At 66.8% G+C, this 14,412-nt stretch carries 10 protein-coding genes and 1 tRNA gene; 1 reads left to right on the top strand and 10 read right to left on the bottom strand.

The genetic code is table 11. From position 1 onward, the window contains the following. Positions 1–48: 48 nt before the first annotated feature. The 4 genes from cobT to OU682_RS07735 form a co-directional block, all read right to left on the bottom strand. The gene (cobT, locus tag OU682_RS07750; RefSeq protein ID WP_268941492.1) at positions 49–1,914 is read right to left on the bottom strand and encodes a cobaltochelatase subunit CobT; all 1,866 of its coding nucleotides are present in this window, start codon (positions 1,912–1,914) and stop codon (positions 49–51) included. 308 nt (positions 1,915–2,222) lie between these two features. After that, a complete protein-coding gene (locus OU682_RS07745; RefSeq protein WP_268941491.1) occupies positions 2,223–3,089 on the bottom strand; it encodes a hypothetical protein in 867 nt (288 codons plus the stop codon). Between the two features lie 23 nt (positions 3,090–3,112). Further along, positions 3,113–4,507 carry a TolC family outer membrane protein gene (locus OU682_RS07740; RefSeq protein ID WP_268941549.1) on the bottom strand — a complete coding sequence of 465 codons (1,395 nt, stop codon included), beginning with the start codon at positions 4,505–4,507 and terminating at the stop codon, positions 3,113–3,115. Between the two features lie 5 nt (positions 4,508–4,512). After that, positions 4,513–5,166: a protein-L-isoaspartate O-methyltransferase family protein gene (locus OU682_RS07735; protein WP_268941490.1), complete on the bottom strand. Its 654-nt coding sequence runs from the start codon at positions 5,164–5,166 to the stop codon at positions 4,513–4,515. A gap of 122 nt (positions 5,167–5,288) precedes the next feature. Here OU682_RS07735 and OU682_RS07730 point away from each other — a divergent pair. After that, positions 5,289–5,362, top strand: a tRNA-Cys gene (locus tag OU682_RS07730). Between the two features lie 25 nt (positions 5,363–5,387). Here the strand turns inward: OU682_RS07730 and opgC are convergent. From opgC to OU682_RS07700, 6 genes are all read right to left on the bottom strand, one after another. Continuing rightward, positions 5,388–6,521 (bottom strand): OpgC domain-containing protein, encoded by a 1,134-nt coding sequence (gene opgC / locus OU682_RS07725; RefSeq protein ID WP_268941489.1) that lies wholly within the window; start codon positions 6,519–6,521, stop codon positions 5,388–5,390. After that, complete coding sequence (mdoH, locus tag OU682_RS07720) at positions 6,518–8,608, bottom strand: glucans biosynthesis glucosyltransferase MdoH (protein ID WP_268941488.1); 2,091 nt, start codon at positions 8,606–8,608, stop codon at positions 6,518–6,520. Before mdoH ends, opgC begins: the two co-directional genes overlap by 4 nt. Positions 8,609–8,613: 5 nt before the next feature. Next, positions 8,614–10,191: an OpgD/OpgG family glucan biosynthesis protein gene (locus OU682_RS07715; RefSeq protein WP_268941487.1), complete on the bottom strand. Its 1,578-nt coding sequence runs from the start codon at positions 10,189–10,191 to the stop codon at positions 8,614–8,616. 145 nt (positions 10,192–10,336) lie between these two features. Next, entirely contained in the window at positions 10,337–12,583 is a 2,247-nt protein-coding gene (gene ptsP, locus OU682_RS07710) for a phosphoenolpyruvate--protein phosphotransferase (RefSeq protein ID WP_268941486.1), read from the bottom strand. 60 nt (positions 12,584–12,643) lie between these two features. Next, positions 12,644–13,900, bottom strand: coding sequence for an aspartate kinase (locus OU682_RS07705; protein WP_268941485.1), 1,257 nt, complete (start codon positions 13,898–13,900; stop codon positions 12,644–12,646). A 100-nt stretch (positions 13,901–14,000) separates the two neighbouring features. Continuing rightward, a complete protein-coding gene (locus tag OU682_RS07700; protein WP_268941484.1) occupies positions 14,001–14,408 on the bottom strand; it encodes a DUF1178 family protein in 408 nt (135 codons plus the stop codon). Between the last annotated feature and the right edge of the window lie 4 nt (positions 14,409–14,412).

Genomic DNA, 14,412 nt, shown 5'->3' with positions numbered 1-14,412 from the left:
CTGGGCGTCCGCAGGGGGTCCGAGGACCCCCTGCCACCGCGGGACGCATCAGGCGCGGCGGGCCGCCATGCCCATGGCGCGCGCGCGCTTCCGCGGGTCGGCGTCGAACAGCGCCGCCAACTGCTCGGTAATCGCGCCAGCAAGCTGATCGGCATCCGTGATCGTCACCGCGCGTTCGTAGTACCGCGTCACGTCATGGCCGATGCCGATCGCCAGCAGTTCAACCATGCGCTTCTTTTCCACCATGGCGATCACGTCGCGCAGGTGCTTTTCCAGATAGTTCGCCGGATTGACCGACAGGGTCGAATCATCGACAGGCGCGCCATCGGAAATCACCATCAGGATCTTGCGCGCCTCGGACCGCCTGACCAGCCGCTTGTGCGCCCATTCCAGCGCCTCGCCATCGATGTTTTCCTTGAGCAAGCCTTCCTTCATCATCAGCCCAAGGTTCGGCCGCACCCGCCGCCAGGGCGCATCGGCCCCCTTGTAGATGATGTGGCGCAGGTCGTTCAGGCGCCCCGGCTGCGCGGGACGGCCCGCCTGCAACCAGGCCTCGCGCGACTGGCCGCCCTTCCAGGCGCGCGTGGTAAAGCCAAGGATCTCGACCTTGACGCTGCAGCGCTCCAGCGTCCGGGCCAGTACATCCGCGCAGATCGCCGCGATCGAGATCGGGCGGCCGCGCATCGACCCCGAATTGTCGATCAGCAGCGTCACCACGGTGTCGCGGAACTCGGTGTCCTTCTCGACCTTGAAGGACAAGGGCGTGGTCGGGTTCGCCACCACGCGCGCCAGGCGGCCCGCGTCCAGCACGCCTTCCTCCTTGTCGAACTCCCAGCTGCGGTTCTGCTGGGCCTGCAAGCGTCGCTGCAACTTGTTGGCCAGGCGCGACACCGCCCCGCGCAGGGGTTCCAGCTGCTTGTCCAGATAGGCCCGCAGCCGCTCCAGCTCGGCCGGATCAGCCAGATCCTCGGCGCGAATCTCCTCGTCCCATTGCTGGCTGAAGACCTTGTAATCCGCGCTGGCCTCGCTGACCGGAGGCGGCATGTCGGGCGGCGTGTCCGATTCAGGCATCTCGGCCTCGTCGGTCAGCTGCTCGTCGGACTGGTCGTCCATGCTGACCTGGGCCTGCCGTTCGTCCTGCTGCTGTTCCTGCGAGCGTTCCGGCGATGCCTCGGCATCCTCGCTGTCGTCCTGGTCGCGGGACTGGTTGTCGCCCGCTTCCTCGTCTTGCTCGGCGTTCTCCTCGGCCTCGTCCTCCTCGGGCTGGTCGGGGTCGTCGCCAAGCTGGTCCGCATAGCCCAGGTCGCTGATCACCTGCCGCGACAGGCGCGCGAAGGCCGCCTGGTCGGCCAGCACCTCGTTCACATGGGACAGCGACCCGCCCGCCTGCTGTTCCACAAAGGGCCGCCACAGGTCGGCGACATGCTGGGCGCCGGCGGGCAGCGCGCGGCCCGTGGCGGCCTGGCGCAGGATATAGCCGGCCGCGACCGCCAGAGGCGCATCGGCGGGGGCCTTGATCTGGCCATAGCCCTTCTTGTCGGCATCCGCGCCGATGCGGGCGTCGATATTGGACAGCGCGCCGGGCATGTCACGCGCCCCAAGCGCTTCGCACCGCGCGGTTTCCATCGCCTCGTACAGTTCCCGCGCCATGGGGCCGGCAGGGGCAAAGCGGGCATGGGTGGCCACGTCATGATGGCGCATCCGCATCGCCAGCGCGTCAGCCGTGCCGCGGGCCAGCAGGACCTCCTCGCGGGCCATGCGGCGGCTGACCTGGGGCAGGCGCATCGTGTCGCCCGCCACGCCCGAGGGATCGGCGCTGAAGGTCACGTTCAACTCGCGGTCATCGGCCAGGGCGCGCGTAGCCTCGGACAAGGCCTTCTTGAACGGATCGGCGGGGTTGTCGGACTTTTTCATGCAATTGGTAGACCACCGTCGCGCCCGTCAGGCAAGGCCCGTCGTGCGAAAACGCAGGGCCGCCGGTGCGTGCCTGTTCGCCGATTTGTCGAACCGAGCAGGCGTCCAGATGTCACCTCGGCCGTGCGCTCCGAAGCAAGGAAGAATGAACAGGCCAAGCACAGCAGCGACGTCACTGGTACCTCAACGCGGCCAAGTGGAGGCTCACGGAAAGCCATGGTGGGATCGCTGACCCGTGGCGCTACGAGGCTGCAAAACGCGCCCCGGATGGGAACCGGGCAGCGCCGGGGCGGGCGCTGCCCGATGTCTCAGAACCGATCCAGCTGAGCTTCGATGGCGGCCGCGACCTCGCGCCGGATGACGGCGCGCAGGTTGGCCGAAAAACGCTCGCCCAGTTCGCCGTTCAGTTCTTCCTGCACCATCTCGCGCAGCAGGGCGCGGATGTCCTGTTCCGCGTCCTCCATGCCCGCTTGGGCTTGCAGTTCCGCGTCAAAGGCATCCGCCGCGGCAGACAACTGGGCGACCGTGTCCATGGCCGCAGGTTCGGGCGACATGGCCCAGACGGACAGGCGTTGCTCGGCCGGCCTGAGCGCCGCAACCGGGGCCAGTTCGTCCAGTTCGGGACGCATCCGGGCCTTCCAGTCAAAGGCTTCGGCAAAATCGTCGGCATCGTCGCCGCCGTCCTGGATCGCCGAAGCGACACTGCCCGGCGCAGGCCTCTGCTGGGGCTGCGGGGGCGTCGCCTCGCGCGGCTCCGAGCGAAGCCAGGCCCGCCAGCCTGACGGCTTGGCCTGTTCCGGCTCGGCGATCCGGCGTTCGGCCCCCACCCGAAGGGGGGCCACATTGCTGGCGGTTTCGGAAGGAACGCGCAGGACAATCGGCGTGGCTTGCGGGGGTTCGGGCTGCTGCACAGCGGCCACCACCGAGGGCTCTACGGGACGCACCGATTCGGCCGTTTCCACCATGCGCCGCGCCAAGGCCGCATTGCCCCCATAGCGGCGGGCCAGGAATTCGCCGGCGTCGTCCTGAATCAGGTTGCCGCGCTCCACCTGGACACCGGCCCGCGCGCTGCTGAGCGCATCGTCATCGGCAATCATCCGGCGGATGGCGGACAGCACGTCCCCGATATCCTCCGACAGGCGGGCCGCATTCTGCGAGAAACGGGGGTCAGCCATGGATGCCCCCGCCGATCGGAAGGTCAGTTCCGCCCGATCGCGCGAAGCACGCGATCAAGGCTTTCGCCCTGCTTGCTGGTATAAGGCGCGTCGCGCACGGCGTTGTAGTACTGCGAAGGGTCATATGTCGGAATCCCCAGGTTGAGGTGTTCTACCGTAAGACGACCCATAGCAGCGAGAAGTTGATAATGTGCTAATTGGAGGTTGGCTTCCGCCGTGATCCTGTCGGCCCGCGCCTCCAGCAGTGACTGTTCGGCATCCAGCACGTCCAGCGTCGTGCGCGCGCCCAGAAGCGCTTCCTCGCGGACCCCGTTATAGGCTTCCTGCGCCGCCGTGATCTGTTCGTCGATGGCGCCGATCTGGGCACGGGCCACGTCGATGTTGGCCCATGATTCGCCGACCAGCTGGCTGATCTGGCGCGCGACATTCAGCAGGTTGGACCGCGCCTCGTCGCGGAACGCCATCGCCCGACGGTGCTGGGCAGACAGGCGCCCGCCGGAATAGATGGTCTGGTTCAACTCCAGCCCCACCGAGGCGTTGTCGCGGGTTTCATAGTCCCCGCCGAACTGCGTTTGCGGGGCACGCTCGATGCCTGCCGCGATATTGCCCGTGAAGACCGGGTTGCGTTCGGCCGCAGCAGCAGCAACCCCCAGTTCGGCGGCAGCCGCCTGACGCTGCGCCTGCCCGATCAGCGGATGGCTGCGCTGCCCGAGGGCCCGCGCCTCGTCGACATTGGCCGGCAGCCGAGGCAGCGGCGGGGGGGCGTCCAGCGCGTTGGGAAAGCGTCCGGTCGCCGCCAGGTAAGCCTCGCGCGCGATTTCCAGATCCCCTTGGGCCGAGGCCAGCCCCGCCTGCGTTTCCGCCAGCTGCGCATCGGCCTGCGCCACGTCGGTCACGGTGATCTCGCCCACGTCGAAGCGATCCTGCGCGGCCTGGCGCACGCGGGTCAGAACCTCGACCGAGTTCTGTTGCAGGGCCACGCGTTCGGTCGCCTGCTTGATGTCGAAAAACGCGGCCGTCGCGTCCAGCAGGACGTCCTGTTCAACGGCCACAAGCCCTTGGCGCGTCGCCAGCACCTGTTCCTTGGCCGAATCGATTGCAAGCTGCGACCGGCCCCAGTCGTAAAGCGTCATCTGGGCGCCGATCTCCAGCGCGGTCGAGCGGGTCGTGGTATGGTCGCCCTGCAGCCCTTCGGACCGATTGACGAAATGGCTTGCGGTCCATTGAACGATAGGGCGCAACTCGGCAAGCGCGGCGGCGACATCCTCGTCTGCGGCGCGCAGCACCGCGCGGTTCTGCTCGATCAGCGCCGAATGGCGATAGGCCGCGACCATCGTGTCGGCCAGCGACTCGGCAATGGCTGCGTGACTGGTGAAAGCCATCAGCGCGATGGCAGCGACCCCTGAAAAACAACGCATCTTGATCACAGCACAAATCCCCTTTCGCGCTCGAATCCTGCCAGCAGGGGAGCCTGGGCGTTGAAGCCATAGCGCCAGTTGACCCGGCCGTGGAGAAGATGGCCGATCCTGACGACGCCCAGGGCCCCTTCCAGGAAAAGCGCGGCGATGCGCCCGCCCTCCTTCAGCTGCTCGAGGATCGCCGCCGGCACCGTCTCGACCCCGCCGCCGATGAGGATGGCGTCATAGGGGCCCTGCTTCAGCGCGCCCTGCGCCAAGGGGGCATTCAGCACCGCGACGTTGAAAACGCCCGCCTCGCCCAGCCGGCGCTCGGCCTCGGCGGCCATGTCGGCCTTGTCCTCGATGGCGACGACGGCCTGGACCAGCCGCGCGATGACCGCGGACGAATAGCCATAGCCGCAGCCCAGATCCAGGACCATGTCCTCCGGCTGCAGGTCCAGCATGTCGATCATCTTGCCCAGCGTCCGCGGCTCCAGCAGGACGCGGCCCTGTCCCAGATCCAGGTTTTCACCCGAATAGGCGACCGCCCTGCGCGAGTCGGGCACGAAATCCTCCATCGGGACGGCCAGCATGGCCTCGATGACGGGGAATTTGGTGACGTCGTTGGGGCGGACCTGCGTGTCCACCATCATGATGCGCCGCGCGGCGAAATCGCTCATCTCGGGGAACCTTTGCAACTTTCTCTCTAGCTTATTGCCACGATTCCTTGGGCCTAGCAACGCTGCACATTCCTGTCTTGCAGGCCGCGCGCCAATCCTCTATTCCATGCGAACCTTTCGGCGGCGGGTTGGCGGAGAGGTTACGCAGCGGATTGCAAATCCGTGAAGACCGGTTCGATTCCGGTACCCGCCTCCAGGTTTCCCGGATTGTGCCGTTTCACTCAGCCCTTGGCCTGGTGCCGCAGGGTGATCGACATCTGCCAGCGCGCGCCATGCGACAGCCACAGTGCCGATATCCACCACAGCGCCAGGATTGCCCAGACATCGACGGCCATGCGGCGCGCGATGCCCTGCCCCAGGGGGTTCATCTGGAACGCGTCGCCCAGCACCGACAGCAGCACGCAGGCCAGGAAGGAAAACAGCCCGCCCCGGCCGATCTGCTGCAGGGCCACGCCCAGGCGGCTTGCGGCCATCCGCTCCATCACGCGCGCCAGGGGCACGGCGACCAGCCAGCTTGCGCCCATGATCGCCATGTAGCGCGTGCCGTCCAGGTCCCATTTGCCGATCTCTCCGCCATAGATCAGGCGCAGGGCGTCGCGAACGGGCAGCGCGGGCTCGCCGAACTTGGCGGCGACCACGATGGCCGTGCCGAACAGGAACATGCCCGTGGAAAGGACCGTCAGCAGCCTTCTGTACTGCATCAGCACCGGCATGATCGTCTGGCGGTAAAGACCCATGGCAATGCCGGAAAAGAACAGCATCTGCCAGCCGAAGGGGTTGAACAGCAGCCCCCCCAGGCGGTGGTTCGGCACGAAGGCGTTCAGTACCGGCGCAAAGCACCACAGCACGAAGGACGCGGCCGCGAAGCCCACCGGATAGCGCAGCAGCATCGGCACCAGGAACGGGACCGAGGCCAGCAGGATCACATAGACCGCCAGCACATCCAGCAGGTTCGGCTGCAGCCACATGCTGGCCAAGACGCCGAAGAAGCCCAGGGGGTTTTCCAGGACCCAGACGGCATACTGGTGCCAGATGGCCGTGTGATCCATGTCCAGCGCCAGAAGCCCGGCCGAGACCAGCGCCATGACCAGCCCGCCAAAGACCAGGGCGCGCCAGACCTCGAAGGCGCGGCGGGCAAAGCGCCACTGGGCAGCGCGGCGGCCCTCCTTGCGCTCGACCGACAGCCAGACCATGCCGACCAGGAAGCCGGACAACAGGACGAACAGTTCCGCCGCATCGAAGATCGCGAAATTGGCCAGCGTGAACCAGCGCAGTTCCGAAACCGGCATGTGGTCCAGCATGATGCAGACCAGCGCGTAGCCGCGCAGCATATCCAGAGCGATGAGCCGCCTCATGAGGGCAGAACGCTCCATTGCCGCAGCAGCGCGGGGTCCGAGACCAGCGCGTCGGTTTCATCGCGGGACAGATAGTCCAGCGCCTCGCTCCGGGTGCCGGCATGGGCGATCTTGGCGCCGGCGGTGATACGGTGCAGACGCTTGTCCCGGGGCAGAACTGGATTGTCGGGCAGCAGCGCCACGTGGCGGCTGATCAGGTCGGCATCGCCGCCAAGCCGCAGCAGGCCGCTTGCGCCCTTCAGGGGCCGAGGCAGAGACCGGACGACGGCTGTCGCATCCGACAGGATCGCCGGGGTGTCGCGTTCCTCGGGGGTGACCAGCAGGCCGCGCATCCGCGCCCAGCGGCCAAAGATCGGGCTTGCCGAATAGCGCGAGGTGACGGGCGACAGGATCAGCCCGGCCAGGATCGGCGACAGCCAGATCAGCTGCGCGGGCGAAAACTGCGCCAGAACGATCAGCGTGCCCACGCCTAGCAGCACATGCACCCAGTGCCGCGCGAGCACGACGTTCCAGTCGGGCATCGACCCGGCGCGGACCTGCGCGTTCCAGCCGCTGTCCTGACCCCGCAGGATTTCATAGATCTGCCGCGTCTGGATCAGCATCTGCACCGGGGCGATCAGGGCCGAGAGCAGGATCTCGAACAGCGAGCTGGCGAAGATGCGGACCGGGCCACCCGAATTGCGGGCCAGGGGCCGCGACCAGGCGCGAAAGGTCGCGATCAGCTTGGGCAGCAGCAGCAGGCCCATCGCGGCGATGAACAGCCACAGCATCCGCCGGGCGTCAAAGACCGGCCAGTCGGGGAACAGCTGATAGGCGGTCGGGAAATACTCGGGCGTGGACAGCAGCACGGTGGCCGACAGGACCAGGCCCACCAGGATCAGGGCCAGCCACAACGGGCTCATCAGGAAGCCCAGGATACCGATGGTGAAATGCGCAAGCGAGATGGCGCGCGCCCCGCGGATCCCGAACAGGCGCGAATGCTGGAGGTTGCCCTGCGCCCAGCGGCGTTCGCGAATGGCCATGTCCAGCAGTGTCGGCGGGCAGCCCTCGTAGCTGCCGCGCAGGTCGTGGTCCAGCCGGACCTTCCAGCCCGCCCGGCAGAGCGCCGCGGCCTCGACGAAATCGTGGGACAGGATGGTGCCGCCGAAGGGAGGCTTGCCCGGCAGGCGCGGCAGGCCGCAGGCCGACGCGAAGGCTGTCAGGCGGATGATGGCGTTGTGGCCCCAGAAATTGCCGGTATCCCCCGACCAGGCCGAAACGCCGCGCGCGATCATCGGGCCATAAACGCGGCCCGCGAATTGCGTCAGCCGGGCAAAGATCGTCTCGCCCCCGACCAGGATGGGCATGGTCTGGATCAGCGCCAGCCGCGGATCGGCGTTCATCCGCGCCGAAAGCTCGCGAATGGTGCCGCCCGACATGATACTGTCGGCATCCAGCACAACCATCTGGTCATAGCGCCCGCCCCAGCGGCGGATGAAGTCACTGATGTTGCCGGTCTTGCGGTCCTCGTTGGTGATGCGGCGGCGATACCAGATCGGCAGGGGCGACAGCTTGCGCGCCGCGTCGATCACCAGCGTCTCGCTCACCGCGATCACCGGGTCGCGGCTGTCGGACAGCACGAAGATCTCGGCCCGGTGGGCCATCCCCTCGCGTTCAAGATCGCGCGCCAGGGCGGTCAGCAGGCCGATGCTCTTGGCCGCATCCTCGTGATAGATGGGCATGACCACGGCGACACGCGCGTTGTTTGGGCCGTCCGGCGTCGTCAGGTCTGATGCGAACAGTCCGGCAAGAACGTTGCAGAAGGAAAACCCGACCCAGGCGAATGTCGGCACGAACAGGGCCAGCAGCGCCCACTGCATCGGCGTCGGGTCAACGCCAAAGGACTGCAGCATCTGCAGAAAGCCGATGACCGCGATTGCCGCCGTTCCGCCAAAGGCCACCAGTCGCGCCATCCAGACCCGCCAGTCGTTGCGCAGGCGCGGAAAGGCCTGCTTCGGCGGCGCATGGAAGTCCTGGACCGGCATGGCCAGGGGCGCCTCGGGCGGGGTGGCGGGCAGTGTCGCCGCGGGGGCGGAGGGCTGGTCCATGAGCGTCATGCGGTCCAGCGGGCCAGCCAGGTTTCGCTTTGCGCAACGCCTTCGGGACTGATCAGCACGGCCTGCAGTTCCGCCAAAGTGGCGTCGCCCGGATCGAATTCGAAGGCCAGGCGCAGCACGCCCTGCGCGGGCAGCGGCTTCAGATAGGCATGGGCGATGGTGCCGCCCGAGGTCGTGACCCTGGATTCGGGCAGCGCTTCGGCAAACAGGGACAGGTCGAAATCGACGATGACGCTGCGGGTCGTCTTTGAATTGACCGACCGCCCTGACCGGGCCTGCACGACCTTGGCCAATGGCAGGTCGTTGGCGGGCAGCGGCGAAAAGGCCAGCCGATAGCGGAATTCGTGGCGCTTGTCGCGGGCCAGCGGTTCCTTGGGGACCCAGCAGGTGACGATGTTGTCGTTGAACTCGTTCTCGACCGGGATCTCGACCAGGCGCACCTCGCCCTCGCCCCAGTTTTCCTCGGGCTGGATCCAGGCCGAGGGGCGCAGGTGATACAGGGCCTCGGGGTCCTCGTAATCGGCAAAGTCGCGCTTGCGCTGGATCAGGCCGAAGCCGCGCGGATTGTTGTCCACGAAGGACGAGATCTGCAGCGTCTTGTGCGCGCCGAGCGTCCGCCACAGCGCCTGCCCCGCGCCGGTGTGCATCTGCAAGCCGTCGCTGTCATGGACGGCCGGGCGGTAATCGTCCACCTCGCGCCGGCTGGCGGGGCTGAACCAGAACATCGAGGTCAGGGGCGCAAGCCCGGTGTTCTGCAGATCGATGCGCGGGAACAGCGCGACGCGCACGCGGATCATCGACACCGCGCCGGGATTGACGTCGAACTGATAGGCGCCCGCGACCGACTTGCTGTCCAGAAGCGCATAGATGCGGACCCAGTCCGACCCGTCCGAAGGGTCCTGAATCCAGAAATCGGTGAACAGCGGGAATTCCTCGCCATCCGGGCTGCCGGTCTTGATGGCAAGGCCGCGCGCCGACAGGCCATAGATCGTGCCGCGCGCAACGGCGCGGAAATAGGTCGCGCCCTGGAAGACCAGGAATTCGTCAAGAACGCCGGGCCGGTTCAGGACCGTCCGCAGGCGGAAGCCCGACCAGCCCATCTCTCCCTTGTTCTGCAGATCCGCGCCGTTGGGGAACTGCGAGGGGTCGAATTCCAGCATCGACGGATCGAATTCCAGCCGGTGCGGCACGCCGTCGCGGACCACACTGATGTTGACCGGCTCGTAGAAGATCGAGCCCGGCGACAGCAGATCCATGCCGAAGCGGGGATTGCCCGCAAAGGGGTCGCGGTCGCGGCGAAAGCGGATCGCGCGATACTGGTCGTAGGACAGGTTGGCAAAGCTGCCGACCAGATCGGCCACCGGCTGCTCGTAGACGCGCGTCGCGCGTTCGGCGGCCAGCGAGGCAACCTCCTCGAAGCCGAAGACGGTGGGGGCGGGCGCCGGGGGATTGTTGCCCCCGCCATCGCCGGGTGCGGTTTCGGCCGGTGCGGTCTGCGCCTGCGCAGGCACGGCGGCAAACGAGCCTCCGGCGGCCAGGGCGGTGGCTGCGTTGAGAAATTGACGGCGCTTCATATCAGGTGATGGTTGCCAAAAACCGTTACACTATAAGGGTGGTCCTGTGCCGCAGCAAGGCGCAAGCCGAAAGCCCTATTTCCCCGGAAAGAGGCCGATCGGCGGGCTCCGTGACGGCCTGCTGCCCGTTTTCGCGGCTTTCCGCCTATTGGCTTGCCAGCCATTCCGTCACCGGTTGGCGCAGGTTCGGCAGGCCTGAATCCAGGCCCTCGTCGATGACCTGGCGCAGGCCCGTGATCGAGACGCGCCGGATCAGGTGCTTGACCGGCCCGATGGAGGCCGGGCGCATCGACAGCCGCTGGATCCCCAGGGCAGCGAAGGTCAGCGCCTCGACCGGGCGGCCGGCATCCTCGCCGCAGAAGGACAAGGGAACGCGAGCCTCCTCGCAGCGCGCGACGATCTGGCGCAGCAGCAGCAGGAAGGACGAATTCAGCGTGTCGTAGCGGCGGCGCACGCGTTCGTTTTCCCGGTCGGCGGCGAAGAAGAACTGCTTGAGGTCGTTGCCGCCGATCGAGATGAAATCGCACATCTCGAAGAACTTCTTGGGCGCGAAGGCCAGGGACGGAGTTTCCAGCATGGCGCCCACCCGGATGTCCGAGGGCATCGGATGCCCCGCGCGCTGTTCGCGCGACAGTTCCTGCATCAGGATGCGATAGGCGGCCTCGTATTCGCTGATGTCCGAGATGAAGGGGAACATCACATGCAGCGGCCGCCCGACCGACGCGCGGATCAGCGCCTGCAACTGCATCCGCAGGATGCCGCGCTTGTCCAGGCCCACGCGGATCGCGCGCCAGCCCATAGCAGGGTTGGGTTCGTCCTGCGGCTTCATGTAGGGCAGGACCTTGTCGGACCCGATGTCCAGCGTGCGGAACATCACCGGCTTGCCCTGCGCGTTGTCCATCACGCGGCGGTACAGCTCGGCCAGCTCTGCGCGGCGCGGGACATGGGTGCGGATCAGGAACTGCAATTCGGTGCGGAACAGGCCAACGCCCTCAGCCCCGGATCCGGCCAGCGACGGCAGGTCGGCCATCAGGCCCGCATTCATGTAAAGCTGGACCGTCGTGCCGCAGGTGCCGGTCGCGGGCAGGCTGCGCAGGCTGGCATAACGGTTCTGCGCCTCGGCCTGCATGGCGATCTTGTCCAGGAAGGCCTTGTAGACGCTTTCCTCGGGACGCAGGTGGACAATGCCCTGGTCGCCATCGATCAGGATCGTGTCGCCATTCAGCGCCTCGGACGTGATGCGCGCGGCATGGATCACCAGCGGGATGGCCAAGGCCCGGGCGACGATGGCGGCATGGCTGCCGACGCTGCCTTCCTCCAGCACCACGCCCTTCAGGCGGCGGCCGTATTCCAGCAATTCGGCGGGCCCGATGTTGCGCGCCACAAGGATGGGGTTGTCGGGCATCTCGGCCCCGGTATCGGCCCCCTGCCCCGTCAGGATCCGCAAAAGCCGGTTCGATAGATCGTCCAGGTCATGCAGCCGGTCGCGCAGGTATGGATCGGAGGCCATTTCCAGGCGCGCGCGGGCGGCGGACTGTTCCTTTTCCACCGCAGCCTCCGCCGAGAGGCCCAGGCGGATGTCTTCCTCCATCCGCTTCAGCCAGCTGCGGGAATGGGCGAACATGCGATAGGTTTCCAGAACCGCGGCATGTTCGCCGTCGCCTCCCATGTCGGCGGCGGCTACCATCGTATCGACGGTGCTGCGCAGCATCTCGACACCCTCGTGCAGGCGGGCGAGTTCACGGTCGGGATCGTCGCCCACCGGGTTCGTGACGACGACGCGGGCCTCGTGCAGCCAGACCCGCCCCTCGGCCGCGCCCTCCTGGGCGGTGCCGCCGCGGATCATCAGCGGAAAGCGGTGCGCAGGCGGCAGGCCGTCGGCCTGGCTGCCCTGGAAGGCGCCAAGCTCGGTCATCTCGGCCAGCACCATGGCCACGACCTCGAGGCCATAGATCTCGTCTTCGGAAAACAGCCGCGCCTCGCGGCACTGGACAACCAGCACGCCCAGCCGTTCGCCGACCCGCTGGATCGGCACGCCCAAAAACGAGGGGAACACCTCCTCGCCGGTTTCGGGCATGAAGCGGAAGCCGGGTTCGGAAGGGGCATCGGCGGTGTTCACATGCCGCCCGGTGCGGGCCACGCGGCCAACCAGCCCCTCGCCCAGGCGCAGCCGCGTGCGATGGACGGATTCGGGGCGCAGGCCCTCGGTCGCGCACAACTCCAGCGTGTTGGCGTCGCGGAACAGATAGATCGAGCAGACATCCGTGCCCATCGAATCGGCGATATGATGGGTGATCTCGTCAAGTCGGTCCTGGCCGCCGCCGGGGGCAGCCAGAATTCCCTTCAACCGTTGCAGCAACTTGCGAGAGTCGCTGTCCTTGCGGTCTTGCATCGCCGGCCCGCCTTGCTTCGAAAGCCCGCAGTTGCCCTTGGGACAAGCTGCCGGGTCGTGTCAGGCCGCTTCCAGGCCAAAGGCATCATGCAGCGCCTGCACGGCCAGTTCCATATATTTGCGGTCGATCAGCACCGAAATCTTGATCTCGCTGGTTGAGATGACCTTGATGTTGACGTTTTCATCGGCAAGCGCCTTGAACATCCTGGCGGCGACGCCCGTATGGCTGCGCATGCCGATGCCCACGACCGACACCTTGGCGACTTCGGTATCGACGACCAGCTCGTCATAGGCGATGGTGCCGGCGGCCTTGGCCTCCTCCATCGCGCGCTTGGCACGCTCGACCTGGTTGATCGGAACCGAGAAGGTCATGTCGGTCACCGAACCGGGATGATCCTCGTAGTCCTTTTCGGAAATGTTCTGGACGATCATGTCCACGTTGACGCCGGCATCGGCCAGGGGCGCGAAGATGGAGGCCGAGATGCCGGGCCTGTCCTCGACCGTGACCAGGGTGATCTTGGCCTCCTCCCGCGAGGAGGCGACGCCGTTGACGACTTTCGATTCCATGATTTCTTCCTCATCGCAGATCAGGGTGCCGGAATTCTCGTCCGTATCCTCGAACGAGGATAGCACGCGCAACCGCACCTTGTAGCGCATGGCAAGTTCCACCGACCGGGTTTGCAGGACCTTCGCGCCCAGGGATGCCAATTCCAGCATCTCCTCGAAGGCGATCTTTTCCAGCTTGCGCGCCTTGCTGGTGATGCGCGGGTCGGTCGTATAGACGCCGTCCACGTCGGTATAGATGTCGCAGCGTTCCGCATTGAAGGCGGCCGCGAAGGCCACGGCGGTCGTGTCCGACCCGCCCCGGCCCAATGTCGTGATCCGTCCGTCGGGGCCAAGCCCCTGGAAGCCCGCCACAACGGCGACCTTGAAGCCTTCGGCGAACTTCTGGTCGATATTGGCCCGCGGAATGTCCACGAAGCGCGCGGCAGAATGGGCGGCGGTCGTGTTGATCGGCACCTGCCAGCCCTGCCAGCTGCGCGCGGGCACGCCCATTTCCTGCAGCGTCAGCGCCATCAGGCCGGCCGTCACGTTCTCGCCCGAACTGACCACGGCATCGTATTCCCGCGCATCGAACAAGGGCGAGGTCTTCTCGACCCAGCCGACCAGCTCATTGGTCTTGCCGGACATGGCGCTGACGATGACGATCACGTCATAGCCGCGCTCGACCTCGCGCTGCACCTTCAGGGCGGCATTCCTGATGCGGTCAAGATCCGCAACCGACGTGCCGCCGAATTTCATCACCAGAAGCGGCATCGCGGGCCTCCAGCCAAGGGTTTCTGTCGGCGCGGCTTTTATGGGCGGGGTGTCGAAACCGCAAGGGCGGAAAGGGGATGGAGGCGTTTGTTGTGACGGGTCAGTTCGCCTTCTGGCGCGGAACGAAGGGCAAGGGCGCCACGGGCACCCCGTCCTCGATCAGCTTGCGGGCTTCCTCGATCTTCGCCTCGCCGTGGATGGCGCGGGTGGGGGCGCGGCCCTCGTGCATGGCCCGCGCCTCGTCCGCGAATTTCAGGCCGACATAGTCGCTGTTCGCCTCGACCTGCTGGCGCAGGGTCTGAAGGGCAGCCTCGACTGGATTCACGGCCGGTTCGGCCTGCCGGGCCGCCGCGACCGCCGGGGCCATCAGCGACTTTTCCACCGTCACGGACCCGCATTGCGTGCAGGCGACATGACCGGCCGTCCGCATCGTCTCGAATGCCTCGGACGAACGGAACCAGCCGTCGAAATCATGGCCCTGGTCGCAGCGCAAAGCATAGCGGATCATCGAT

Origin of the sequence: Paracoccus benzoatiresistens (genome assembly GCF_026913015.1) — a bacterium.
Classification (GTDB): Bacteria; Pseudomonadota; Alphaproteobacteria; order Rhodobacterales; family Rhodobacteraceae; genus Paracoccus; species Paracoccus benzoatiresistens.
This window is presented reverse-complemented; position numbering and strand designations above follow the sequence as displayed.

Bases quoted from the DNA above. Each gene is read 5' to 3' on its own strand.
- cobT (WP_268941492.1), bottom strand. From the start codon at position 1,914: ATGAAAAAGTCCGACAACCCCGCCGATCCGTTCAAGAAGGCCTTGTCC.
- OU682_RS07745 (WP_268941491.1), bottom strand. From the start codon at position 3,089: ATGGCTGACCCCCGTTTCTCGCAGAATGCGGCCCGCCTGTCGGAGGAT.
- OU682_RS07740 (WP_268941549.1), bottom strand. From the start codon at position 4,507: ATGCGTTGTTTTTCAGGGGTCGCTGCCATCGCGCTGATGGCTTTCACC.
- OU682_RS07735 (WP_268941490.1), bottom strand. From the start codon at position 5,166: ATGAGCGATTTCGCCGCGCGGCGCATCATGATGGTGGACACGCAGGTC.
- opgC (WP_268941489.1), bottom strand. From the start codon at position 6,521: ATGAGGCGGCTCATCGCTCTGGATATGCTGCGCGGCTACGCGCTGGTC.
- mdoH (WP_268941488.1), bottom strand. From the start codon at position 8,608: ATGGACCAGCCCTCCGCCCCCGCGGCGACACTGCCCGCCACCCCGCCC.
- OU682_RS07715 (WP_268941487.1), bottom strand. From the start codon at position 10,191: ATGAAGCGCCGTCAATTTCTCAACGCAGCCACCGCCCTGGCCGCCGGA.
- ptsP (WP_268941486.1), bottom strand. From the start codon at position 12,583: ATGCAAGACCGCAAGGACAGCGACTCTCGCAAGTTGCTGCAACGGTTG.
- OU682_RS07705 (WP_268941485.1), bottom strand. From the start codon at position 13,900: ATGCCGCTTCTGGTGATGAAATTCGGCGGCACGTCGGTTGCGGATCTT.
- OU682_RS07700 (WP_268941484.1), bottom strand. From the start codon at position 14,408: ATGATCCGCTATGCTTTGCGCTGCGACCAGGGCCATGATTTCGACGGC.